This is a genomic window from Erysipelatoclostridium sp. DFI.2.3 (assembly GCF_019132535.1).
GTDB classification, from domain to species: Bacteria; Bacillota_I; Bacilli_A; order Erysipelotrichales; family Erysipelotrichaceae; genus Clostridium_AQ; species Clostridium_AQ innocuum.
Window position 1 is genome coordinate 24,447 of sequence record NZ_JAHOOJ010000007.1, and the last position, 24,431, is coordinate 48,877.

A 24,431-nucleotide genomic window follows, 5' to 3' on the forward strand; every position below is an offset into this window, starting at 1 on the left:
TGCATTCAGACTGTGTCTGCGAAAAAAATGTTGTAAGGCAACAGTTGCTGAAGGTACCGGATATACATAAAGGATCAAATGACTAAGACGAGATTACACAAAGGTAAGTCAAAGCTGCTGTTTACAGTATGAAGCATGTATATACTGTGTGAGGATAGCATGTTAATAAACTTTTCGTTATGTTTCATAAGTATGAATGATATATTCCTCTATATTTCTTGTAGGTTTTATGCTACACTGTAAATACAAAAAAGGAGAGGTCGGCCTATGAGAAACTATATAAACAATACAATGCATTCAAATCTAATTCATCCGCAAAAGCCCCGGCCTTTCAGTAGCTCAACCGCTTGCTAGAAGCGTTTTTTCTTATGCTTTCATTCAATTATTAAGTAGTTTACAGCAGCTGAACACCGCTTGTCGGCGGTAAGCACTGCCTTGTTTTTGTTGTATCCGTTCCTGCGTATGATACAAAACAGCAGATACTTCTATTTGCTAATGAAAACAACAGCAGAACAAGAGCACCACCGGATCATATCCTTAAAGTACAGATAGCAATAGGAGAAAGAAAGGATATGATTATGACAACAAAAATGAAAACAGAAGCAGCAGCTATGATTAGTCGCTATGATAATAAAAAGAAATATGACATGTACTGTAAAAAGCTATTATCTAACAAGCAGATTCTCGCCTATGTGATGAAGGGCTGTATTCCGGAATACGCAGATATTCCATTGGAGGACATACCATCCTATATTGAAATGTCTTCTATAAATACAGCAGACTATGAATATATCGATGATCATCAGGTTGAGGTCACGGATGAAGCCATACTGGGGGCACAGATCAAATACGACATTCAGTTCGAGGCGACAATCCCCATGAAGCAGAAGGAAGCCGGTAAGAGCACACCTGCGGATAAGAAAGTTCGCATGATCATCAATCTGGAAAGCCAGGCAAAGGATGATCCCGGTTATCCTCTGATCAAGCGTGCTTTGTATTATTGCAGCAGATTGATGTCAAGACAGAAGCATCCAAAGGATGGATTTCAGCATTCGGATTATGGCAGGATCAGAAAGGTCTGTTCTATCTGGATCTGTATCGGACATAACAATCAAAAGAATGATGTCATTAACACCTATAGGATACAGGAAACATGTGAAACAAAGATTTGGCATGCCGCAAAGGAGGACTATGACTTGCTCACAGCAGTCATGGTGTATCCGAAGAAGGAAGGCGTACGAAAAGCGCAGGATATTCCGAATGCGGTAGAGCAGCAGGATGAGAACAAGCAGAGACTGCTGGAGCTGTTAAAGATTTTGTTTATAAAAAATCTCGTTATAGAGGATAAAAAGGAACAATTACAAAAGACGTATGGTATACTAATGGAGAAGGAGATAGATCAGGAGGTCATGACGATGTGCAACTTTAGCGATTTTATTGAGCAAAGAGGGATTGAGCAGGGCTTATTGCAGGGAAAAGCTGAAGGAAAAGCAGAAGGGAAAGTGGAAGCAACACTTCTACATGTAAAAAAACTGATGCAGAGAATCGATGTCAGTGCGGTGGATGCTATGAATATACTGGATGTTGAAGAAGACATACGACCTACCATTCTGCAATCTCTACATCTATCCTAAAAAGCTATGCCCACAATACTTTTAAAGAGCTGTATCTCAGCTCTTTTTCATTTAATATTCGTTGTTTACTTTTCTTGATGTACATAAGTAATGGAGTACTATTCTGATACTATAATGTTAGGCTTTTACCTTCAGCATACCAACTATGAAAAAATTGATATTACAGACGATTCAAGAAAATGAAAGTCGGATATGCTTTGCATAAAAAGAAGCACTGAAAAGGAGTCTCTAAAAAATCACTTGACGTATCAGTGTCCTAACGTATAATATTAAGTAAAGGATATAGAAAGACAGAGGAACAGCTGCGATGAGAATTTGATAATCTAATTTACAAAAACGTGAAAACTAGCAGACATACCATAGCGTATGTACTGTTTTGCGGACTGTGGGTTAAATTATCATTGTGTTTTTTTATCAATCTGTTCTTTTCTTATACTTCAATGCATGTAGAATGCAGGTAAGATAGATATCGAGCATAGATTTTTTATATATGATAATCCACCCGCTCATAGGGAGGGATTCTATGCTGCTGGAATTACAGCATGTAATAAAAAGGTTTCATGATAAAGAACTGCTTCATATACCGGTATGGCAGATTCATCAGGGTCAGCGGATTGGACTGATTGGCGCAAACGGATGCGGAAAAACCACACTTTTGCGGATTTTACAGGGAGTGTGTGTGGTTGAAGAAGGTGTTGTACGTAGATTTTGTACGCTTTCCTATTTTGAACAGCTGTCACAACAGGTTTCTTATGGGGATGGAAGACTACTGAGGGAATTATCTGTTTCTCATCTGCAATCGAAGAAACAGGTAAGCGGTGGGGAACAGCAGAGGCTGCGGTTGTCAAAAGCACTGAGCACACCCTGTCATCTGTATCTTCTGGACGAGCCGACAAGCAATCTGGATCAGCAGGGAATTGCCTTTGTGAAAAAAGCCCTGCAGAATATGGATTCCTTTGTACTGGTTACGCATGAGCGTTCCCTGTTACAGGAGGTATGCAACCAGATCATTGAAATTAAGGATGGCAGGCTGCACATATATGAAGGTAATTATGAAAGCTATCTTTATCAGAAAGAGGAACATAGAAAATATCTGCAGCACCGTTACTATACAATCGAGAAGCAGCGTCACCAGCTGCAAAAGGCGTATGAGCAAAAAATAAAGCAGGCACAAAAGGCGAAGCGGAAGCCGCGAAATGTTTCAAACAGTGAACGTAAAATGCGGGGAAAGGTCGCGCTTCGAAAGTCCAAGGACGGTATCAGTAAGGCGATGTATCGGCAGGCGGATGCGATTGCAAGCCGTATGGAGCATTTGGAAAAGGTTGAGGTGTTAAAAGAGGAAGAAGCAATTGTGATGGATGTACAGGCGCTGGATCTGCCAAAAGGAAAATGGCTGTTGAAAGCAGAAGGACTAAGTGTTTCCTATGGAAGGCACAATGTGCTAAAGAATGTGCATTTCTTTATGAAAAATCACAGTAGAGTAGCTCTTGTTGGAGAAAACGGCTGTGGCAAAACAACGCTGCTGCAAGCGATTGTACAGGGAAATCCTGCGATATGGAAGGCACCAAAGGTGAAGATTGGCAGATTGTTTCAGCAGTTTGAGAATTTGAAGGATGAGCAAAGTGTATATGAGAATGCCATGGCGGATAGTGTGCAGGGGGAGCATGTCGTGCGCACAATTCTGGATCGGTTGTTATTTCAACAACAGGATTTGAAAAAGCCGGTAGCTGTGTTAAGCGGTGGAGAGCGGATGCGGCTTGGCTTTGCGAAGCTGATGGTAGGTTCCAGCAATCTGCTGCTTCTGGATGAGCCGACAAATTATCTCGATCTTCCTTCCATTCGCTGTATCACAAAGCTGCTGCAAAATTATGAGGGAAGTGTATTGTTTGTATCTCATGATGCGGCATTTATCAAAGAGGTCGCAACTGAGGTATGGGAGCTTCGCGAGCATACGCTGTACATGCCGCAGGACTGTGTGAAGTCATGCAGTAAAAAGCAGGGACAAATCGATCCGGATATAGCGACAAAGCGAATGATTCTGGATATGCGCAGAAGTGAGGTGGCACATCGACTCATACAGGCATCAGGTGATCGGGAAGTACTGGAGAAGGAATATGCTGAAATAATGGAAAAACTGAAAAATCTATAGAAAGGGATTTGTCAATCTGTGCTTTTCATGATACCATGGACGGTAGCAGGTAGTCCGGATAGGAAAGAGATGCATGATTCGCGGATTCATGAAACTTCACAGGAGCATCAGGGCGATGAAATTCTTTCCAGGTCACTGCAAATCGTTGCCGCAGGGGGATTTGTGAACAGGCATATACGACCAAATATCAAACGGATATTTCTGATTCGACGGACTGACACGCTATCTTATATGAACGATAGCATTGCAGATGTCTTCTATGGAAGCTTCAATTCATTTTTTGATGCAGAGACGCTGCAACGATACAGCAGCTGTGGATGTGTCGATATTCTGCACAAGGTTGGCAAAGAATATGAGGCGATGATGAAATGGAAGGCATTATAAGTGAGCGTAGCATTCGATTACGTAAATGTTAACAAGGAGAAGCATACATGGACATACATAATCATAATCTGAATATACATTATTCCATACCGGAAAACTTATGGAATGAGCTGGTAGAAATGTTTGCACAGCTGCCGCATTATCGGGGCTTTAGTGATGGCTGTCCGCAATGGTATGGATGTGACGGAAAGCTGATTGAGGCTTCTTTGGAGACCAGTGGTCTGCAGTTTTACGCAGAGCTTCCACAGGAGGAATGGGATGCGTGGTTTGCGCAGTTTCAGCGCAGAGCAGAGAAAATCCTGGGATATCCCATAGGTGAACCGGAAGACGGATATGAATTTCGGATTTATGACTGAATAGAAAGATGAAATGATAAAGAATCGCTCAGATAGCAGTGGACGATGATTTTCTTCGCAAAAATCCATTGAACTGGCATCTGCCAATGTCAATGATTCTGTTACCAGAGAAGCGAATACCCGGAAACAGCAAATAGATCTATTTGACAAAATTCGAGATAGATTCGAAACCTTGCAGTATATTCTGGGTCACGCAGACATCAGTGTAGCCTTGAACACATACACCCATGTGAATTTCGATATGCAGAGGAAGAAGTATATCGGATAGCGAAGGATTAAAAAAGCCCGTTGGTAAGGATGCTTGCTTTACCGATGGATTTACAAGGATTGCAGGGAAAGACATGAGAAAACACGAAAAGATATGAGAGGATACCTTGAAAAACGGAAAACCCTGAAATATCAAGCGTTTGGAAAGAAACATAAGACTTAAATGGAGATATGAGCACATGATAAAAATACTATTCATTTGCCACGGCAATATCTGTCGATCCACAATGGCGGAATATGTTATGAAGGATTTGGTGAAAAAAGAAGGAATGCAGGACAGATTTTATATTTCATCCGCCGGCACAAGCCGCGAAGAAATCGGAAACGGAGTTCATTATGGAACACGCCGTAAGCTGCGTGAAGAAGGAATACCGGTGGGAAATCACAGGGCTGTACAGATGTGTGAAGCAGATTATAAAAAATACGATTATTTGATTGGTATGGATGGCGCAAACATGAGAAACATGGAACGTATTGTTCATGGTGATCCAAAGCATAAGCTGTATCTGCTGCTTGACTTTACAAGCCGCCCGGGCGCAATTGCCGATCCATGGTATACTGGTAACTTTGATGCTACGTTTACCGATGTGATGGAAGGCTGCAGTGGTCTTCTGAAGTATTTGAAATCACAGTGGACAGATGAGAATTATTGACAGTGATATACGCAAGAAAAAACACGCATGAAATTGTGAAGGGTTCTTTCTTACTTTAGGGTGTTTGCAAAAGGGAGACTTCAACTTCTATTGATAACTGCAATCGTATGGAAGTCTCCCTATGTTAAGTTTACCCACAATCGAGAAAGAACCTTGTGAAGAGCATGCGTGTTTTATGCTATACAAAGAATCTGAAGGGCGAAGAGAGCAGATACTGCACATATAGGAAGCTTGCCAGTTCACTTCTGTTATAAAAGCTTTACATTTTGTTTAGATTGCCTTTTCGTACCTATGATATAGTTCTTACAGCCACATACTACCTGTATACTGTGGCATATTCATTTAATTCCATAATTCTGGATATGGAATCCACAAAGAAACCGCCGGTGTCCGTTACATCCGGCGGTTTCTTATTTCTGGCAGTGTGGACAGTAATAAATACTTCCCCCCAGATATTGCTCTTTCTGAATTCTGCCTCCGCATTTCGGGCAGCCATCCTTATAATGCCCTGCCGACATGACACAGTGATACCCGCCCTTTTCACCATAAATGTTCTTCTCACTATCTCTGCCGCCTTCCAATACCATCTGCTGCAGCGTCTGCTTCATTGAGAAAAACAATGTGTTTAATTCATCCTTTGTCAGTGTATTCATTTTCCGTTTCGGATGCAGTCCCGCATAAAACAGGATATCCTGACAGACACCGTTTCCGATTCCTATAAACCTCTGCTTTGTCGCCAGAAAGGCTTTCACACTCAGCTTTTCTGTTTCATGATACAGCTTGCTTAAAAAATTTTCGTACGTGAAGCACTCGTCCAGCAAAGAACAGCTTTTCAGCTCTGCCTCATAATAGGCATCCTGTGCACCCTCAGTCTTTGGAAAAACATGTATTGCCGCATACATGGAGGTCGTAACGTGCAGACAGCTTCCATCTGTAAACATAAGCAGCAGCTTGCTTTTCTTGAATTGCTGTGGTTTTGCAAACCAGCGGATATTTGCTCCATCACGAAAGGTCAGCACCTCATCCTCAATCTCCAGTTCCACATAGAAGCTGCGCTCTACTACAGCGGTTACGGCTTTGTTTTTCAGTCGATCGTGATAGGTATCCGGATTACCATAATAAAATGTGAATTTGTGATCCGTGAAATTTCCGGACACACTTTGAATAGTTTTTCCAAGAACCTCTTTACGTAAATCTGCTGCTATTGTTCTTGCTTCAGGAAGCTCAATCATATACATCACCTGTATAGATTGTATCAGAAAAAGGTACAGCTGCCTATGATCCTCCTGCATTTCCCAAAAAATGATGAAAAAAAGATGCTCGAATGAGCATCTGAAGATGTAAACTGGCAGGGGTAGAGAGGATCGAACTCCCATCAGCGGTTTTGGAGACCGTTATACTACCATTGTACTATACCCCTAGGCTTTAACGCTTTATTATATTATCACAGAAAAAGATTTATGGCAATAAGAAAATCGTAAAAATTACAGGAACCGCGGCATCTGATCCATCCATTTCTCAGGTTGCCGTCTCTGCAATATCATTGATCATGCACATCGCTTTTTGCATATTGCGACACAACTCCTGAAATCCTAAAAGGGTATGGCATACTGCTTATTCATAGCTACAGCACCTGGTAGCCAGCAAACCTTCATAGGGAAATACAACTGCGTATCAAAGCACTTCCCTTCATACCATGGGCATAGTGAATATATCGCTGCTGCACAGCTTACTTTCAATCTATGACAGCGAACAATCATATGAGTATCACAATATTACTGTGAGCAAATAAGTTTGCATATACAAAAAAAGGTGATACAATAACCATGCCATCAATCTTCTCTATAAACTCCCGATGGTGCTGCTCTTCACATCCAAAGAGCGGCTTTTTTTTGTTCCTCAGCTGCTTATGCGAATAAAGCGATACTTATGAATACATGAATGCACAGTCCCAGGAAGTCTCTATTCAAAAAAAGGCTCCCATGAAAGAGAGCCTTGTGTCATTTCCTGCTAGCTATATCTGAATAGAGATTTCGTAAATTATCTGCTGCAATCAGCCATCACTGCCTATATCCGTTGCGTTAGTTCTGCTTTTACAGGCGGCGATACACATTGTCTGATCATAATCACCACATGGATTTCCGTTCATATCACGGAAGAATGCTATGCTTGTAAAGCCTGCCTCCTGCAGTGCTTCCTGCAGCTCTGCTTTCGTAAAGGTATGCTCCCATACATGAAACTGACGGATATCATCCTCTGTTATCGCGATATATCGGTTCAAAACAGTATTGTCTTCCTCATAGCGAAAAACATCATGCAGAGTCAGGCATCGCTCATCCGCCCAGAAGCCATCCTCTGTAATTTCCCATGTTTTAGATTCAGGTACTCCGTCGTAGCGGGAAGGAAGAAATACATCAAAAAGCAGGACGCCCTCCGGCTGTAACCAGCTGTAAACGGAAGCCAGCAGTTTCTTTCTGTCCACAGCAGACAATACACCAAAATCACAGTAAATCAGGGTGATGATGTGAAATCTGCTGTTCATGTGCAGCTGTGTATAATCAGCACACAGATAGTGTATGGAAAGCTGCTGCTGTCTGGCAGAATGCATTGCATAGGTAATCGAATGCTCGGAAAAATCCACACCGGTGACTGCATATCCCTTTTTGCAGAAGCGCTCCGTATAAACACCGGGTCCGCAGCCAAGGTCTAGTAGTGTCGGATATCTTTCCGCTGGAAACTGCCTGCTTATCCAGTCGATGGCTTTTTCCACGGTTTCGATCCTACGAGTTGCGGAGTCCTCGGTAGTATCCAGATGTGCTTTCAGCATACGTTTTACCGTATGCGGATCACTCCAGATATTGTCCTTGCTTGTTTCATACAATGCCGGTTTTTGCATTGCTATGGTAAATAGTTTTTTCATTTGTTCTGTCCTTTCTTTTCCTGATGGCAGCTTACGAAAAGCCTGTGGATATCCCACAGGCTGTTATAAACATTTCTGTGGAAGTAGCTGATACAATGACCACGATATAAACCCTGTCTGATACAGGCTGTTTTATATCTGTTTTCTGATCATTTTCTACTTTTCCACGTTTCACTTCATTACGCCTTCAACAGCGTCAAGTGCGCCGGACAGAACCATCTCCTTTAAAAGCTGCCACGCTCTCATTATACAGAATATGGACGACAGATGCAATTGAATTTTCAAGAAGCTGTAAATCTGTTAGCATCTACCGATTTACATTACCGATGCAGTCGCATACATAGCATTGCTTTTGATAGCTCAAAATGAAGGTATGTAAAAACAACCGCTCGAAAAGTCGCTTTTGTGGCGGGAATGTTCCTGTGAAAGCATGCGACAGCATGCAGGGGTAGCCATATTAGCTTTTTCTATCAGGCAACCTGACGGGCACGGGTTGCACTGCCTGATGGCATCCATTCCTGTATGGATTCAAACAGAAAAGATTAACGGCTGTTTTTTCGTGCAATGAAAAGATTGTGATTGCTGTGTCCCAAAAAGGATGGTTTTTCACATGTTTTGAAATGGTATCGCATCCATACCTGAAATTCCTCTGCAGTAAAGCGATTGATACGCTCACTCATCAATTCCGCAAGACCGTCTGCCGCAACATGCTTCAGCTTTTCTAAGGGAAAGGGATGAAACAGCTCATCTATGCTTTGCTCGTCATGAAACACAAACGGGTCATTGTGAAGCTGCAGGGTTTTCGCATCAAATTCATCTCCCGTAAGGAATCCCTCCACATGCATGGTTTCCGTTGCCATTACCATATCGTGTGGAATATAGGCAAACATCAGGATGCCCTTGTTTTTGCATACCCGGCAGGCTGCCTCGATAGCCTGTAGCTGCTCCTGTGTTTTCGAAAGGTGATACAGGGGACCGAAGCAGAGAACCATGTCAAACTTTGAATTCCAGTCCTCCGGCAGGTGTGCGGCATCACATTCCAGAATGGTGATATCCATATCCCTTGTTTTTCTGCTTTCCATAATCTGAACATGCTTTTTAACCGGTTCCACCGCAGTAAGGGAATACCCCTCCTTCGCTAAGGCGAGAGAATATGCACCACAGCCTGCACCGATTTCCAGAATCTGCGCCTGTGTATTTGCATATTGATGAATATAGTGCATGGTTGTCAGGTACTCAACCTGACTTGCATAACCGTGAAAGAGTCTTTTTTCCTCCTCAAAGTGTTCATACAATTCCTGTAATTCCATAATCACTACCTCCTTTCGTTTCCAATAGTATACAGGAAACCGTACACCGATATGGAAAATCTGCAGATTGCTGAGAAAAGAGGTGTTAAGCTGATGAATTCTTTATCAGGTGCAGAAACACTTTATCAGAAAAGGGAACTTCAAGGCTGTTGCAATATCAATGTATTAAAATCTTCAAGTAAGCTGTGTAGGGAATTTGATTACAGCTGCAGCTGTTTCATATAAAGATGCAGATCCTTGTAATTTCTGGTTTTGGGAATCAAAAGTTGAAGCTCATGAAGAAAAACGATTTGAAATTCCACTGCGAGATCATTCATCAATGGCAGACATCGCTTCATAAGATAATTCTGGGCAGTCCGCGCATCCGCATGAGGCAGCAGTTCATAAAACCCCCACAGAGTCTGCAGACGTTCACTGCAGTCACGCATATCATAGGATTGCGCAAGAACCTTTTCAATTCCTTTCCCTTGAAGCCGCTGATTGTGAATATACCAAAACATGAATGGCAGAAGCTGGCGGGTATGATTTTTCAGAAACAGGCAAAGATAATATTCCTCCTTCTCATACTCCTTCTGGTTATGATAAACACCCGAGAGATTGAAATAATAGGTGATTCTGCGCTCTGCCTTGATCGTATGCTCCAGCAGCAGCTTTTCACACATCCTGTGCAGGTCCTCAAAGGCAGGTACATGAATGCGGGCACTGATCAGGCAAAGCCAGTGATACAGATCAAACAATGCTGTCCAGTTTCCGCTGTGCTCCTCCTTCTTTGTAAATTTCTGCAGCTGCCTCCACGCAGGCAGGTCATTATGCTCCAGATTTGTCTGATGAAGCGCATAGGTAATACAGTTTTTCACAGAATCGGGATGAGAAAGCATAGGAAATATGGTCAGCAGATTGCGCAGCTGATTTCGATCATGGGGAAGGGTATATTGATAGTGATAAAGGATGGAGGCATACACAGATTCCAATTCTCTTGGCAATACGCTATGAAACTGCATCAGCCAGTCATATTCCTCTGACTTCAGCAATCTGTCCTTTTTCAAAGCATCCAGCAGGATGGAAAGACTTTTTAAAACCACGCTCTCCCAGCTGTATTGTCTATAGGGGGAAAGAAGCTGCAGCAGCTCCCGGATACAGCTACAGCATGCCTCCTCCTCATAAGCGTTCCAGCTTTCAAAGAGCTTCTGCAGAAAAGGCGTCAGCAGGGGATCAGGATTGCATGCATAATTATACTGCAGATCAAGCAGGGCAAACAACTGATCATAGATATCCATATCCTGCAGCGCTTTTCCGTTTTCCAAGGCAATGTAGCTGCGAAGTGAAACAGCATGACCCAGTGTTTCGACAAGCTCCTTTTGGGTATAGCCGAGTGCTATTCTTTTTTGCCGAATCAGCCAGCCATAGCGTTTTCTGTGTTCTTTACATATATCCAGCAGCATATGATCATGTCCTTTCTTACAGGTGAAGACTCTCATACCAAATAACACGTATAGAAAATCATGTCGATTCCTACAATGATTGGAGCTTGTCTATTTTGTCGTTCTAACAGTCTATTCCCGCTTTCTGACAGTCTGCATAATGGAAGTAGATACAACTCCCCATTATGGAGGTTATGCAAACGCACCTGCTTTCTGCCAGCCTGCAAATGGAATTAGAATGTTCACGTTGCATGTTTAAGCCTTTTCTCCATTATAGCATATGGATTGGGATTGCAATAAGCAAACCAGTGTTTCATATAGGAAAAACAGGAGGTGGATTACAGGGCATTCTGCATGATTTCCTTGATGCTTTCGTATATTTCAATAGAAGAAATTCGTATTCTGCTATAAAGAAGCAAGCTGCTGCATACCTTTTTAAGGTACAGGAAATATCAGAATAAAGGAAGCATGTGTAGAAAAAGATTTGAAGAATGATATGAAAATATTTAGAGAAAGTTAAGATTTAACTGCTATACTTACTCGAGAGCTTAGAAAGCGGGGTGTTTTATGCAGACTACCTGGAAAAAACGAATCCTACAGATTCTATTGCTTCTGTCACTGACAGCCTTTGCCTGCTGGTTTGCGTTAAAGGATGATTGTGCAGAGGTTTTATATAATATTTTTCATATATCCTGGTATTGGATTGTGCTTATTGCGGTACTGGGCACCGCTTATTATCTGCTTCAGGGAATCGTCTTATACAGGATAGCAAAACCCTATAAAACGGATATCCGCATATGGGACGGAATACACAATGCGTATATTGCAGCTTTTTTCAACGGTGTTACCCCGTTGGGCGGAGGACAGGTGGCTCAGACCTATGCATTTCGTAAGCTGGATATGCAGTACAGTGATATCGCCAGTGTACTTTGGAAGGACTTCTTCCTTTATCAGAGTACAGTCCTGTTTTATGTGAGCATACTGCTGCTTACACGGTTTTCCTATGCAATGGAACATTTTCAGATCTATTTTTTTCTGGTGCTGCTTGGCTTTGCCATCAATGCCTCTGTCATACTGATTTTATGGACGATGGCCAGATTTCCAAAGCTGTATGTGAAAATCAGCCGTGGAATTGTCAATGTCGGCTTTCGTTTTCATATTGTGAAGAATAAGGCGTATACACTGGAAAAATGGCAGGGACAGATTTTATACTTTAATGAGGAAATCAAAAAGCTGAAGGAGGACCGCCGCATGATTGTGGAGGCTGTTCTTCTGAATTTTCTGCGTATGACAATTTTCTATGCAATTCCCTATGTGGCGGCATTGGCGCTGCAGGTACCCTTGTCCCTTTCTGATTTGATCAATGTTTTGCTGATGTCTGCGTGTATCCATATGCTGAATGCCTTAACGCCTCTTCCCGGAGATACCGGATGGACAGAAAGCGCATTTATTCTGATATTTGCAGTTCTGTTTGGTAGAACAGAAGCGAGCAGTGTTATGATATTATGGCGTGTGGCAACGTATCACATCCAGCTCATTGCAGGAGGGATTATTTTCCTGTATGTGAAATCAGCAGGCACCAAAAGACAGAGGCAGCTGCCAACAGCGAAGTCTCTTCCATAACGTTCCAACCACAGGTGAAATGCTGTAAATACTGTAAATACTGAACTGCGAACAAACAAGCATAAGCTGGAAAAGAGGTCTAATGAATGCCAATCTCAATAAAGCAAGCAATATCATCCGAAAAGTATATCCAAGTATGCCAGAGCGAGAGCGATTCGTAGAGGCACTGGGAACGTAGTGGATCTAAATTATGGTAAAGCTATCGTGGTAAGAGGCGAAGCAGGTCCAGCTACGTGTATCTGAACACGAACAAAACGTTTTAATGAGCGCGCAGGCATGCATTAGAAGCCGCTTGCTTTATATTATAGCTGACGGCAATTCACAAAGCTGTATCATCCATCATGCTGTTACCCAGGTGCATATTCCTAAAGCAAACGGTGCACCTTTTTCTGCTTTTTATGTATGCTTTCAGGCCAAAACCTTACAGCTGAACGAAATGCTGTTACGCCGCATGATGATAACAATCGTGTTCGCTTTCGGATATCCGCATCTGCAGCCTGCTTCCATGTCACCCTTGCTACAAACGGGCAATGGAAACAGCCGATAGATGGAAACTTTCCTGTTATCTTATGAATAAAGTGTGGTAAAATAAAACAGATAAAGGAAAAAAGGGTCAAATATTATGAAGACTGACAACAATGGTACGGTGCTGTACAATCGTTCAGAGCTACAGGCTGTTTTTTCTCAGCTGCAGCCGCGCGAGGAATATTCTCTTCTGCATTTTAATGTTAAGAAATTTCGATATTTTCTTGGCCGATATGACCATGAAACAGGGGAGGAGCTGCTTCAACAGATTCTGAAGACTTTCACAAAGGGATTGAAGAAAGGACAGTATCTGCTGTATACAGGTGGGGATGATTTCATATTCCTCATTCATGAGTGGCGAAAAAAGAAGATTATTGATGAGCTTATTCAAAGAGACTACGAGGGCTATGAGCTGAAGGATTCTCGTTTTTTCAACAAAGTGTTTTTTTCCATGGGGGTGTGTCGTCTGCGGGATTTCCCGGAGGCGGATTTTGAAACCTGCTGCTTATATGCATGGCTTGCACGCATAACATCAAATGAGCATGAAAAGAAAAGCTCGGATTTTAAGTTTTTTACCAGAAAACAGCTGCAGGAATTTCAAATGCGATCGCAGCTTGAGGTGAAGACAGTCGAGGCCTGCCGCAAGGAAACCTATGCGGTTTATATTCAGCCTAAGGTTGATGCCAAAACCCTGAAAATATGCGGAGGAGAAGCATTGCTGCGCTGGTTTGATGAAGATGGTACAATGATTCCTCTTTCATTGTTTCTGCCGGTGCTGAATGAAAACAGCTACATCCGTTATGTAGATCAAATGGTGTTTGAGCTGGTATGCAAAATGATACAGGAGAGCATACAAAAGGGGATGAAGATGGTTCCCATCAGCTTTAACCTTTCCAAGGCAAGCTTTGAGGATGAGCCGTTCATGCAGGAATATATGAAAGTGTTTCAGCAGTTTGACATACCGAAGGAGTACATCGAATTTGAATTGCTGGAAAGCATAAGCATGGATAATTCCGATAAGCTGATCAAGGTGGTGGATACAATACATAAGGCAGGATTTCGCTGTGCGCTGGATGATTTTGGCAGCGGCTATTCCTCCATGAGTGTCCTTGCCAGGGTTCCCATCGATATCATTAAGCTGGATCGTTCCCTTTTTCAGAATCCATACAGGGATATCGATAATTTTCTGATTGTGGATGGTCTGCTGGATATACTGCATCATTTTCCTGTACAGATCGTGGCAGAGGGAGTTGAGGATGAGACTGTGGCAGAGCATATGCGCCAGCATGGCTGTGATATGATTCAGGGATTCTATTATTATCGTCCGATGCCGATGGATGAATTTCAGCGTCTGATTGCAGAACAGGGAGAGTGTTAGCCTATTCATAGCAGACCCTTCCCGATATGCACGCTGCTGGCTTGTGTAAGCTTTTCGGATAATCCGGTATGGAATGAAAAAAGGCTGTATGCAGAGAATATCTCAACGCATACAGACCTTTTTTTGCTTAGCAGGATTTTTCGTCTTCCGCATATTAAAGAGGATGAAGCATTGCTTTGCCAAGCAGCACTCCAAGCAGGCATAAAAGAACGGAGGAAAGAATATAGGTGATTCCCATCCCTGTTTTATGCTGCTCCAGCAGGGAAACCGCCTCCAGGGAAAAGGTGGAGAAGGTGGTGAATCCCCCGCACACACCGGTTTTCAATAACAAAAGACTGTGCTCCGTTAACAATGACTGCCTCATGCTCAGGGCTGCCAGTATCCCGATTGCTACCGCACCGAGAAAATTGATAAGAAGTGTCATATACGGAAACTCACTTTTTACAGGCATCATGGACATTCCATAGCGCAGCATCGCTCCTACGGCACCGCCAAGGCCGACAAACAAAAACTCTTTCATAAACATCGCTCCCGCAACCATTTTACCATACTTTTGAAATGAAACCGCATACCCTGCAAAACTTTTTCACTTCCGGCAGGAGTTTTCTCAATTTGCTTGCGCATTCCCTGATATGGGCTATAATAGTAACATTCAAAGGGATGATTGGGAGTGTGATGAAATGTTTACAAATGAGAATCTGAAGCGGCTGATTCTGCCACTTGTTGTCGAACAGATTCTGGCGGTAACGATCGGGATGAGCGATACGATCATGGTGTCGAGTGTGGGCGAGGCGGCGGTTTCCGGTCTTAGTCTTGTGGATACGATCAACATCCTTCTGATCAATATCTTTGCCGCACTGGCTACCGGAGGCGCTGTTGTCTGCAGTCAGTATCTCGGTGGTCGCGACCGCGATCGGGCATGTGTGTCGGCAAAGCAGCTGATTGTTTCAACCGGTATTTTTGCTGTTATCATCATGGGAATCGTTCTGATTGGCTGTACGGCAATCCTGCAGCTGGTCTTTACGGATGTGGAGCCGGCAGTCATGTGGAATGCAGAGATCTATTTTAAAATATCCGCATGGTCCTACCCGTTTATCGCGCTGTATAATTCCGGGGCTGCACTGTTTCGCTCCATGGGGAATTCCAAAATTTCAATGATTACCTCATTGTTCATGAATGCCTTCAATATCCTCGGAAATGCCGTTTTGATTTACGGCTTCCATATGGGGGTGGCGGGTGCTGCCATATCCTCGCTGGTTTCCCGTATTCTGGGTTCCCTGTTTATGCTGTATCTGCTGCGCAGTCCGGATAATCTGATTTATATTGATTCCTACAGGAAGCTGGAATTTCATCCGGATATGATACGCCGTATATTGACAATCGGAATACCAAACGGTTTGGAAAACGGTATGTTCCAGATAGGAAAAATCCTTGTTCAGGGACTGATTGCGGGCTTTGGTACGGTTGCGATAGCGGCCAATGCCGTAGCGAACAATATTGCACAAATGGAAATCATACCCGCTGCCGCAATCGGACTTGCAATGATAACGGTCGTAGGGCAGTGCGTTGGGGCTGGGGATTATGCGCAGGCCCGTCTCTACATAAAAAAACTAATGAAAATCGCATATATATCCATGCTTGCGGTAAATCTTATCATCCTGTGTCTTGTGCCTTTGCTTCTGAACATATATAATTTAAGTGCACAGACGTATGATACCGCACTGGAGCTGCTGCTGTATCACGGCATATTCGCCATGGTGCTGTGGCCGGCATCCTTCACCTTTCCCAATGCACTGCGTGCAGCCGGAGATGTGCGCTTTACGATGTGCATCTCGATTGTATCCATGTGGCTGTGCAGAATCTGTCTGAGCTGGCTGCTAGGGGTGATACTGGGGCTTGGTGTATTGGGCGTCTGGCTCGCAATGTTTACCGACTGGCTCTTTCGCATACTCTGGTTTTACTGGCGGTATCAAAGCGGCTCATGGATGAAGAAACGTATTATCACATAAGGAGAACATATGAAGTTTACGACGCTGTTATTTGACGCAGACGGAACGCTGCTCGATTTCGATGCAACGGAAAAGCGGGCTCTGCAGAGGGTATTTGATCTGCATCACTACCCGTTGACAAATGAAATGAAGAAACGCTATCAGGACATAAACGCACAGCTGTGGTCAGCGTATGAGGAAGGCGAAATCTCAAGGGAAGCAGTGATTTACACACGGTTTGGAAAGCTGTTTCGTGAATTCGGTATTGCGGATGATGGCATCGCCTTTGAGGATATCTATCAAAAGGAGCTGGGCAGAGGGCACGATATGATACCGCATGCTATGGAGGTGGTACGCCGCCTGTATCCGCAGTATCGTATGTGTATCGTGACCAACGGTGTTGTCGCAACACAGTATGCGCGTCTGCGGGATTCCGGTCTGGACGCGTATTTCCATCATATGTTTGTATCGGAGGAAATCGGATTCCGGAAGCCGGACCGATCCTATTTTGATCACTGCTTTGCCAGATTAAATGGAGCGAAGCGGAATCGGACCCTCATAATCGGAGATTCGTTATCCAGTGATATGCAGGGAGGTATCAATGCCGGTATTTCCACCTGCTGGTATAATCCTGATGGGAAAAAGAATCACAAGCAGCTTCCGTTAACCTATGAAATTCGGGATTTGCGGGAATTATATACAATATTGGAGGAGGAAAATGATGGATAAGGATATCCTGTTGTTTGATTTGGATGGAACATTGACAGATCCAAAGGTTGGTATTACCAGATCGGTAGCCTTTGCTTTGGATAAAGCCGGTATTCATGTGGAAAATCCGGATGATTTGTGCGCATTTATCGGACCGCCCTTAAAGGATATGTTCATGGAGCTGTATTCCTTTGACGAGGCGCAGGCCTTGCAGGCAATTGCGGATTACCGCGTTTATTTTCGCAAGCAGGGAATGCTGGAAAACGTGGCATATCCGGGGATTCGTGAACTGCTGGAGGCATTGCAGAAGCAGGGCAAAACGCTTTTGGTCGCTACCAGTAAGCCGGAGGAATTCGCCTGTACCATCCTGAAGCATTTTAAGCTGGATTCCTATATGCTGGATATTTGCGGTGCCACGATGGATGGTACCCGCAGCGATAAGGCGGATGTCATTGCCTATGCTGTGCAGAAGCATCGCCTCCCGGTTGAACGGTGTGTGATGATCGGAGATCGCCGGCACGATATCATCGGTGGGAAAAAGAACGGCATGCGCACGATTGGCGTATTATATGGATACGGAAGCCGTGAGGAGCTAAAGGAAGCAGGCGCTGACTGCATCGTGGAGGATGTGCAGAGTCTGTTGGATGTATTGAAAAAAGGAGGTTCATAACATGGCTGATAAAAAAAAGAAGAGTACAGCAGAGCTGCTGGAGCAGGCCCGCAAAGCCAAGCAGAAGCCCCGCACCAAAGCTTTGGAAAAAACACTGGGCAAGGGGAAGAACAGCGCCAAGTTTAATAAAGTAAATTTTAACGGATAAGAAAAGAGCGGCTATACCAGAATGGTAACCGCTCTGTTTTTATTCAGGATATGGGCAAGTGTTGTGCTTCCCCCATCCTCACCATCCAGTGTCCAGGGAATCTGTTCCCGGGCTTCTATGCGGATATCACAGGCCTTTCGAAAATACATCCAGGTTTCATTAACCTCATGCTTTATCAGCGCCGCAATGATATTTTGTACATCCAGTGGATTATTGGGAACCCGGATGAGCAGAAGCTCAAACTGCCCGTCATCCAGCTGAGCATCCTTTGAGTTTACGGCAGTAAAGCCTGCGACAAACTTGGAATTGGTAACACAGCCGAAGATACAGGAATCCTCAATGACTTCATTCTGATCAATGACGGCTTTGACATGATAGCGGGGAATATTCGTCAGCTGTTTGACGCCTTCCAGAAAATAAGCGATTTTTCCAAAGGAGTTTTTGGTGCTTTGGGGTGTGGAGTAGGAAATTTCTGTGAAGATACCAAACGCCGCAACATAGGTGAAATAGCGGTTATTGAACTGGCCGATATCACAGGAAAACGGACGGTATTGTGCAATGGTGTCCATGAGCTTTCCAGCACTTTTCGGCAGCTTCAGTGTAGCCGCAAAATCGTTGACTGTCCCGCTTGGAAGATAGGCAAGCACAGGCTTGCTGTCTATTTCCATAATGCCGCTGATCACCTCATTCCAGGTACCGTCCCCACCGATGCATACGAGAATATCACAGCAGCCTTCACTGGCTTTCGCAAGCTTTTGTGCATGTCCCGCATACTGGGTTACATAAACCTGTATCGTATCCTGCATGGCACAAAACCGGTCACATAACGTAAATAAAGCCGTTTTTGCCGTCTGCTTTCCTGCCTTTGGATTCATAATGATTCTGATGCTTCTGTCCATACACACGCCCCGTTTCCTTTGCATATAATTGTATAGCATAAAGACGGAAAAGGGAAGTGGAGTGCAGGAATTAGTGTTAATATCCTAAGACACCGTCGAGTGATTCATCCTGCAATACCCAGTCGTTGTATACATCAATCATACGGTATTGGGAAGGCGTATCCCGTATATAGACTTTTGAAATTCCTGCATTGATGATCATTCGCTTGCACATGGAACAGCTGTTCGAGCTTTGAATCAGCTCCCCGCTGACTGCTTCATAGCCTACCAGAAACATATCGGCTCCCAGCATTTCACTGCGCTGTGCACTGATGATTGCATTTGCTTCCGCATGGACACTGCGACATAATTCATAGCGTTCTCCCCGGGGAACCCGCAGCTTCTCCCGAATACAGTATTCCAGATCCAGACAGTTGGTACGTCCCCGAGGGGCACCCACATATCCGGTGGAGACAATTTCATCATGCTGAACGATTACCGCACCGTAAATTCTTCTGCGGCAGGTGCTTCTCTGTGCGACTGTTCCTGCGATATCCAGATAGTAATTGATTTTATCTACGCGCTCCTGTTTCATAAAAACCTCCCTTTCTTTATCAAATATTATTATAAGGGGAGCTGCTTTTTAATACAATCATCTAAAGAAAGCTGACAGAAAAGCTATGGGAATGCTTGCGGAAGTAAAAAGAAATCATATCGGTATATACAAGTAGGATAAGAGAAAGTCGTATGCTAAAAGCAGTGAGTAAGTCCATGGATAGCAAACAGCTGTGTGAAAAGAGCTGCTGTATATGGTGCAGCTTGCATCATAACTACATGATTACGGTTTTTTATATAAAGAGGTCGACCACATCGAATCAAGTCTTCCATAAAGCTTCCTGCTTACGGACATCCTGAATCTCAAAGGGCTGCAGGCAATGAAAAGTATGCGGGTGAGCGGTGAAGCTGTTTATTCTGCATTGGTTTGAAGGAGATAATGGAAATCCATATCTTCTTCCTTTTCGAAAGGAGTAACCAAAAAGCAGACGATACGTTTATCAATCGTCTGCCTTTCAGAAATTAAGCTATTGCATTCACTTTTAACATGCGCCCTGCAGCCTCATGTTGCATGCTGCATTCAGCTTCTGTTATTACGAGTACCTTCAGATGCCTTTCACACAGGAAAGAACAGCCTCATAATCGGGTTCGTCTGTAATTTCCCTGACATACTCGACATAGCGCAGGATATTGTCCTTATCAACTACAAATACTGCCCGCGTCAGTAAACCTAACTCTTCGACATAGGTTGCAGTTGCCGCTGCAAAGCTGTGCAGCTTGTAATCACTCAATGTAATTACATTTTCATTGTTTTTTGCCTGACACCAGCGTTCAAGAGCAAATGGCAGGTCCATGGATATTGCACATACGGTAACATCCTTTAGCTCCTTTGCGTAATTGATAAACTTTGCGACCTCCATACTGCATACACCGGTATCCAGGGAAGGTACACTGAGGAAAATACGTGTACCTGTACTGTCCTCACTTCGCCACTCGCTCATATCATTTCGTATAGCAGTAAACGGCTTTAATGTCTCGTTTTCCTTCACTGCCTCATGCTTTATTGTCACAGGATTTCCCTGAAAGGTTATATTCATTTGATATCCCTCGCTTTCTGTACATAGTATACCCGGATTGTTTGAAAAGGTGAACTTATTTGCCTGGAAATTTATGAACAAGGATACGAAACGAAAACAGTGTGTAGCTTCTGCTTTTTTCTTGTATATTGTTTACAAAACTGTTTCCATTTCCCTTCGAATCCGCTATACTGTTAGAGGAAAGTTGAGGGGTTGTGCATGAATACAGATCAGCTGCTGGATGTGGCCAGCTATGCAGGGAAACTGCTCATAGAAAGCGGAGCGGAAATCTATCGGGTGGAGGAAACGATGGTGCGGCTCTGCACGAGCTTTTCTGAGGTGGAGGATGCACAGAGCTTCGTTACCACAACCGGCATCATGTTCTCCATCACGGTTGCCAGCAAAACACATACAAAAATCCTTCGTGTGCATACACGCGGTGTGGATTTAAACTGCATTGATAAGATCAACAGCCTCTCAAGAGAAACCGCCGTGCAGAATTACACAATCGAGGAGCTGGCGCTAAAGCTGAGAGAAATAGAAAATGAACAGCGCTATTCCTTTTGGATAATCATGTTCTTCGGAGCATTGAGTGCAGGTGGCTTTGCGGTTTTCTTCGGTGGAAATTATCTGGAGGCAGGATGCAGCTTTTTGATCGGACTGCTGATCAAAGCGGTAAGCGCCCTTATGGAACAGCGCGGCCTGCACGGCTTTTTTACGAATGCAATTGCGGCGGCGAGCGGTGCGCTTGCGGCACTGGGGGCACATGCCCTCTGTCCGGATACGGATGTCGATATCCTTATTATATCCAGCATCATGCTGCTTGTTCCCGGCTTAGCCATTACCAATGCCATACGGGATACGGTTTCCGGGGATTATCTGTCCGGTGTTGCCCGTGCAACCGAGGCCTTTCTGGTGGCGATTGCAATCGCTGCCGGTATCGGTGTTGTCCTTTCCATGTCCATCGGACTGAGCGGAGGTATGTGACATGTATCTGATCAATATGATGATTGCCTCTTTTTTTGCCTCACTGGGATTTGGCGTAATGTTTAATATTCGTGGAAGGAAACTGATTCTTGCAGGAATCGCAGGGTCAATCGGCGGTGCAGTCTACCATGCGGCACTGCTTGTGGGCTGCTCGGAGCTGACTGCCATGTTTCTGGGTTCGGTTGCACTATCGCTGTATTCTGAAATTTTTGCCCGTATCTGCAAGACACCGGTAACAACCTTTATCATTTGTGCCCTGATACCACTGGTACCCGGAGGTGGAATGTATCGTACGATGCTGAAGGCGATAGAAGGGGATGTGATGCAGGCGTTGTCCATCGGTCTGGATACGCTGACCATCGCAGGCGTACTGGCTCTGGGAATCCTTGTTGTTTCAACAATCATGAAGGCTGTATTCAAACCGGAGAGAAGGAGTGTGAGAAGGCATGTGGAAAACTGAAAGAAAAGTGGAGCTGCTGGCACCTGCCGGCTCTATGGAGGCGCTTCGTGCGGCAGTCCAAAATGGTTGTGATGCTGTGTATCTTGGTGGCAGTATGTTTGGTGCCAGAGCATTCGCCAATAATTTTGATGAGGACGAAATTCAGGAAGCAATCGCCTATGCCCATGTGTATGGGGTTCGTGTGTTTGTTACCGTCAATACCCTGATTCGAGAAGAGGAATTTGAGGACTGTGTCCGGTATGTTCAGTTTTTATATGAGCATGATGTGGATGCGGTAATTATTCAGGATTTGGGCTTATTCTCTGTGCTGCGCCAACGCTTCCCGGACATGGAGCTGCATGCATCCACACAGATGCATATCCATAATCCGCAGGGAATTCACTTTATAGAGTCCTGCGGTGCCAGCAGAGTGGTGGTGCCAAGAGAAACTCCGCTAAAGGAAATCCGAGCATATGCGGCTTTAGGCGTAGACCTGGAGGTTTTTGTTCAGGGAGCCCTGTGTGTATCCTACAGCGGGCAGTGTCTGATGAGCTCACTGACACTGCAGCGAAGCGGAAACCGCGGCGAATGTGCACAGAACTGCCGTATGAAATATCAGCTGGAAAAGCGGGAGGACGGTCATAGTGAAATCCTGCAAGGAAAAGGGGAATACCTGCTGAGCCCGAAGGATATGAATACGCTGGAAAGAGTTCCGGAGCTGATTGAAGCGGGAATTGCCTCCTTTAAAATCGAGGGCAGGATGAAACGCCCGGAATATGTGGCATTGATGGTTGCCTTATATCGTAAGGCGATCGATGCGTATTATGAGGGAAGAGCATTTATCTATGATGAAGCTGTGGATATGCAGATGAAAAAAATATTCAACCGCGGCTTTACCCAGGGACATTTGTTTCATCATTACGGGGCGCAGCTGATGAATCCGATCCGTCCCAATCATATCGGAGTCAAGGTCGGTAAAGTCATTCAGGTTACCAGAGATAAAATTGTGATACGCCTGCAGGATACCCTGCGGCAGCAGGATGGTATCCGCATTTTGCAGGAACCGAAGGATATCGGCTTTCAGGTAAATTTTCTGTATAAGGACGGATTGCTGGTCAATCACGGAGCAGCAGGGGATATTGTGGAGCTGGATAAAACAGCACCTGTTGTGAAAGGAAGTATTGTCCTGAAGACCAGTGATGCACAGCAGCTGCAGGCATTGCAGAAAAGCTATGAGGCAGCACCTCGTAAGGTTGCCGTTTATGCACAGTTCACCATGCAGGCAGGCAAACCGGCAGTCCTGGAGATTATGGACGAGGAAGGCAGAAGTGTACGAGTGGAAAGTGATGCCGTATGTGAAACAGCACGCAGGATGCCGCTGAAAGAGGAGCGAATTGCTGCGCAGCTGAAAAAAAGCGGAGATACGCCATTTGTATTCGAGAACATTTCCTATCAGCTGGATGCGCAGGGAATACTTCCTATCCGGGAACTCAATCAGATGCGTCGAAGTGCATTGGCGAAGCTGGAGGAGCAGCGAAAAATTCTGCATAAGCAGCGCCGTATTCTTGCGGAGAAGCAGCCCGTAATCCATTCAATACAGGACGCTCCATCACTCTGTGCTGTTGTGCATACTGAGGAACAACTGCAGGCCTGTCTACAGGAGGGCTTGGATATGATCTTTGTGGAAAATCACAGCCTGTATGCGTTGATGAAGGGCACAGAGGGAGTTTATCCGCGTATGCCACGAGTGATGAAGGAGGAGTATCCTGCTTCCCTGATGATGATTCAGGAAACCGGCGGCTTGCAGGCGGGAGAGGTCTTCTGTGATACCTCGCTGAATATGACGAATTCCCATACCGCCGCATTTCTGCTTACTCACGGTGCAAGGGGAATCAGCTTTTCTCTGGAAAGCAGCCTACAGGACTGTAGTGCAATCAAACGGTGCTTTCAGGAACGATATGCGGTGGATGCACCCTTCTTTTATACGGTATACGGCAGAGCTGAGCTGATGCTGAGTGAATACTGTCCAATCAATTCCGTTATCTGTAATCATACAGACAGAAACTGCGGTCTTTGCAGGCAGGGGGCGGAATACGCTCTTCTCGATGTGAAACAGAATCGCTATCCGATTTTGTGTGACGAGTCTTGCCGTACGCATATTCTACATTATGAGGTGCGCAATCATATCGATTCGATTCCGGAAGCAAAGCAGCATGGGATTCAGCATTTTCTATGCACGTTCACCATGGAAGGCGAGGCTGACTGCCACAGGATTATCACAGCCTGTAAAGCGCAGCTGCAAATGAAACAGGGTGTATAAGAAAAGGTATGTCATAGGATATACCTAATTGAAAAGAGGATA

General features: G+C 44.4%; 23 protein-coding genes and 1 tRNA gene. 15 read left to right on the top strand and 9 right to left on the bottom strand.

What is annotated here, in order from left to right; translation table 11 throughout:
* The first annotated feature begins 572 nt into the window (after nucleotides 1–572).
* The 5 genes from KSZ58_RS08530 (at nucleotide 573) to KSZ58_RS08550 (ending at nucleotide 5,443) form a co-directional block, all read left to right on the top strand.
* The gene (locus KSZ58_RS08530; protein ID WP_009269590.1) at nucleotides 573–1,634 is read left to right on the top strand and encodes a hypothetical protein; all 1,062 of its coding nucleotides are present in this window, start codon (nucleotides 573–575) and stop codon (nucleotides 1,632–1,634) included.
* A gap of 523 nt (nucleotides 1,635–2,157) precedes the next feature.
* A complete protein-coding gene (gene abc-f / locus KSZ58_RS08535; RefSeq protein ID WP_009269589.1) occupies nucleotides 2,158–3,783 on the top strand; it encodes a ribosomal protection-like ABC-F family protein in 1,626 nt (541 codons plus the stop codon).
* Nucleotides 3,784–3,810: 27 nt separating this feature from the next.
* Nucleotides 3,811–4,167 carry a hypothetical protein gene (locus KSZ58_RS08540; protein WP_227761327.1) on the top strand — a complete coding sequence of 119 codons (357 nt, stop codon included), beginning with the start codon at nucleotides 3,811–3,813 and terminating at the stop codon, nucleotides 4,165–4,167.
* Between the two features lie 47 nt (nucleotides 4,168–4,214).
* Nucleotides 4,215–4,523 (top strand): hypothetical protein, encoded by a 309-nt coding sequence (locus KSZ58_RS08545; protein WP_008819716.1) that lies wholly within the window; start codon nucleotides 4,215–4,217, stop codon nucleotides 4,521–4,523.
* Between the two features lie 446 nt (nucleotides 4,524–4,969).
* Nucleotides 4,970–5,443: a low molecular weight protein-tyrosine-phosphatase gene (locus tag KSZ58_RS08550; protein WP_009269587.1), complete on the top strand. Its 474-nt coding sequence runs from the start codon at nucleotides 4,970–4,972 to the stop codon at nucleotides 5,441–5,443.
* Between the two features lie 410 nt (nucleotides 5,444–5,853).
* On the opposite strand, the gene KSZ58_RS08555 is transcribed toward KSZ58_RS08550, so the two are convergent.
* The 5 genes from KSZ58_RS08555 to KSZ58_RS08575 all read right to left on the bottom strand — a co-directional run bounded on the left by KSZ58_RS08555 (nucleotide 5,854) and on the right by KSZ58_RS08575 (nucleotide 11,115).
* Nucleotides 5,854–6,675 (bottom strand): DNA-formamidopyrimidine glycosylase family protein, encoded by an 822-nt coding sequence (locus KSZ58_RS08555; RefSeq protein ID WP_065530809.1) that lies wholly within the window; start codon nucleotides 6,673–6,675, stop codon nucleotides 5,854–5,856.
* A gap of 114 nt (nucleotides 6,676–6,789) precedes the next feature.
* Nucleotides 6,790–6,863, bottom strand: a tRNA-Trp gene (locus KSZ58_RS08560).
* Nucleotides 6,864–7,496: 633 nt separating this feature from the next.
* The gene (locus tag KSZ58_RS08565; RefSeq protein ID WP_021419824.1) at nucleotides 7,497–8,363 is read right to left on the bottom strand and encodes a bifunctional 2-polyprenyl-6-hydroxyphenol methylase/3-demethylubiquinol 3-O-methyltransferase UbiG; all 867 of its coding nucleotides are present in this window, start codon (nucleotides 8,361–8,363) and stop codon (nucleotides 7,497–7,499) included.
* A 542-nt stretch (nucleotides 8,364–8,905) separates the two neighbouring features.
* Nucleotides 8,906–9,673, bottom strand: a complete 768-nt coding sequence (locus tag KSZ58_RS08570; RefSeq protein WP_009269585.1) for a bifunctional 2-polyprenyl-6-hydroxyphenol methylase/3-demethylubiquinol 3-O-methyltransferase UbiG — start codon at nucleotides 9,671–9,673, stop codon at nucleotides 8,906–8,908.
* Nucleotides 9,674–9,873: 200 nt separating this feature from the next.
* Entirely contained in the window at nucleotides 9,874–11,115 is a 1,242-nt protein-coding gene (locus KSZ58_RS08575; protein ID WP_008819283.1) for a helix-turn-helix transcriptional regulator, read from the bottom strand.
* Nucleotides 11,116–11,279: 164 nt separating this feature from the next.
* Between KSZ58_RS08575 and KSZ58_RS08580 the strand changes: the two genes are divergently transcribed.
* The 3 genes from KSZ58_RS08580 to KSZ58_RS08590 all read left to right on the top strand — a co-directional run bounded on the left by KSZ58_RS08580 (nucleotide 11,280) and on the right by KSZ58_RS08590 (nucleotide 14,620).
* A complete protein-coding gene (locus KSZ58_RS08580; protein WP_153903694.1) occupies nucleotides 11,280–11,555 on the top strand; it encodes a hypothetical protein in 276 nt (91 codons plus the stop codon).
* A gap of 106 nt (nucleotides 11,556–11,661) precedes the next feature.
* Nucleotides 11,662–12,717, top strand: a complete 1,056-nt coding sequence (locus tag KSZ58_RS08585; RefSeq protein WP_009269584.1) for a lysylphosphatidylglycerol synthase transmembrane domain-containing protein — start codon at nucleotides 11,662–11,664, stop codon at nucleotides 12,715–12,717.
* Nucleotides 12,718–13,339: 622 nt separating this feature from the next.
* Entirely contained in the window at nucleotides 13,340–14,620 is a 1,281-nt protein-coding gene (locus KSZ58_RS08590; protein ID WP_022300224.1) for an EAL domain-containing protein, read from the top strand.
* 154 nt (nucleotides 14,621–14,774) lie between these two features.
* Here KSZ58_RS08590 and crcB read toward each other — a convergent pair whose 3' ends face one another.
* A complete protein-coding gene (gene crcB, locus KSZ58_RS08595; RefSeq protein ID WP_065530815.1) occupies nucleotides 14,775–15,140 on the bottom strand; it encodes a fluoride efflux transporter CrcB in 366 nt (121 codons plus the stop codon).
* A 160-nt stretch (nucleotides 15,141–15,300) separates the two neighbouring features.
* On the opposite strand from crcB, the gene KSZ58_RS08600 reads away from it, so the two are divergent.
* Genes KSZ58_RS08600 through KSZ58_RS08615 form a run of 4 tightly spaced genes read left to right on the top strand, consistent with a single transcriptional unit; the run spans nucleotide 15,301 to nucleotide 18,134 of the window.
* Entirely contained in the window at nucleotides 15,301–16,629 is a 1,329-nt protein-coding gene (locus KSZ58_RS08600) for an MATE family efflux transporter (RefSeq protein WP_009587982.1), read from the top strand.
* A 9-nt stretch (nucleotides 16,630–16,638) separates the two neighbouring features.
* Nucleotides 16,639–17,337 carry a YjjG family noncanonical pyrimidine nucleotidase gene (locus tag KSZ58_RS08605; RefSeq protein WP_008819278.1) on the top strand — a complete coding sequence of 233 codons (699 nt, stop codon included), beginning with the start codon at nucleotides 16,639–16,641 and terminating at the stop codon, nucleotides 17,335–17,337.
* Complete coding sequence (locus tag KSZ58_RS08610; protein WP_008819277.1) at nucleotides 17,330–17,986, top strand: HAD family hydrolase; 657 nt, start codon at nucleotides 17,330–17,332, stop codon at nucleotides 17,984–17,986. The genes KSZ58_RS08605 and KSZ58_RS08610 overlap by 8 nt, the downstream gene beginning before the upstream one ends.
* A 1-nt stretch (nucleotide 17,987) precedes the next feature.
* Nucleotides 17,988–18,134 carry a hypothetical protein gene (locus tag KSZ58_RS08615; protein ID WP_002608108.1) on the top strand — a complete coding sequence of 49 codons (147 nt, stop codon included), beginning with the start codon at nucleotides 17,988–17,990 and terminating at the stop codon, nucleotides 18,132–18,134.
* Between the two features lie 11 nt (nucleotides 18,135–18,145).
* Here the strand turns inward: KSZ58_RS08615 and KSZ58_RS08620 are convergent, their stop codons facing one another.
* From KSZ58_RS08620 to tpx, 3 genes are all read right to left on the bottom strand, one after another.
* The gene (locus KSZ58_RS08620; RefSeq protein WP_008819276.1) at nucleotides 18,146–19,033 is read right to left on the bottom strand and encodes a diacylglycerol kinase family protein; all 888 of its coding nucleotides are present in this window, start codon (nucleotides 19,031–19,033) and stop codon (nucleotides 18,146–18,148) included.
* Nucleotides 19,034–19,109: 76 nt separating this feature from the next.
* Nucleotides 19,110–19,607 carry a cytidine deaminase gene (locus KSZ58_RS08625; protein WP_008819275.1) on the bottom strand — a complete coding sequence of 166 codons (498 nt, stop codon included), beginning with the start codon at nucleotides 19,605–19,607 and terminating at the stop codon, nucleotides 19,110–19,112.
* 565 nt (nucleotides 19,608–20,172) lie between these two features.
* A complete protein-coding gene (gene tpx, locus KSZ58_RS08630; RefSeq protein WP_002608111.1) occupies nucleotides 20,173–20,664 on the bottom strand; it encodes a thiol peroxidase in 492 nt (163 codons plus the stop codon).
* Between the two features lie 198 nt (nucleotides 20,665–20,862).
* Between tpx and KSZ58_RS08635 the strand changes: the two genes are divergently transcribed.
* The 3 genes from KSZ58_RS08635 to KSZ58_RS08645 are packed head-to-tail and all read left to right on the top strand — an operon-like array spanning nucleotide 20,863 to nucleotide 24,389.
* Nucleotides 20,863–21,630 carry a threonine/serine exporter family protein gene (locus KSZ58_RS08635; RefSeq protein ID WP_002608112.1) on the top strand — a complete coding sequence of 256 codons (768 nt, stop codon included), beginning with the start codon at nucleotides 20,863–20,865 and terminating at the stop codon, nucleotides 21,628–21,630.
* Nucleotide 21,631: 1 nt separating this feature from the next.
* Nucleotides 21,632–22,090: a threonine/serine exporter family protein gene (locus tag KSZ58_RS08640; RefSeq protein ID WP_008819273.1), complete on the top strand. Its 459-nt coding sequence runs from the start codon at nucleotides 21,632–21,634 to the stop codon at nucleotides 22,088–22,090.
* Nucleotides 22,077–24,389: a U32 family peptidase gene (locus tag KSZ58_RS08645; RefSeq protein WP_008819272.1), complete on the top strand. Its 2,313-nt coding sequence runs from the start codon at nucleotides 22,077–22,079 to the stop codon at nucleotides 24,387–24,389. The genes KSZ58_RS08640 and KSZ58_RS08645 overlap by 14 nt, the downstream gene beginning before the upstream one ends.
* Nucleotides 24,390–24,431 lie beyond the last annotated feature (42 nt).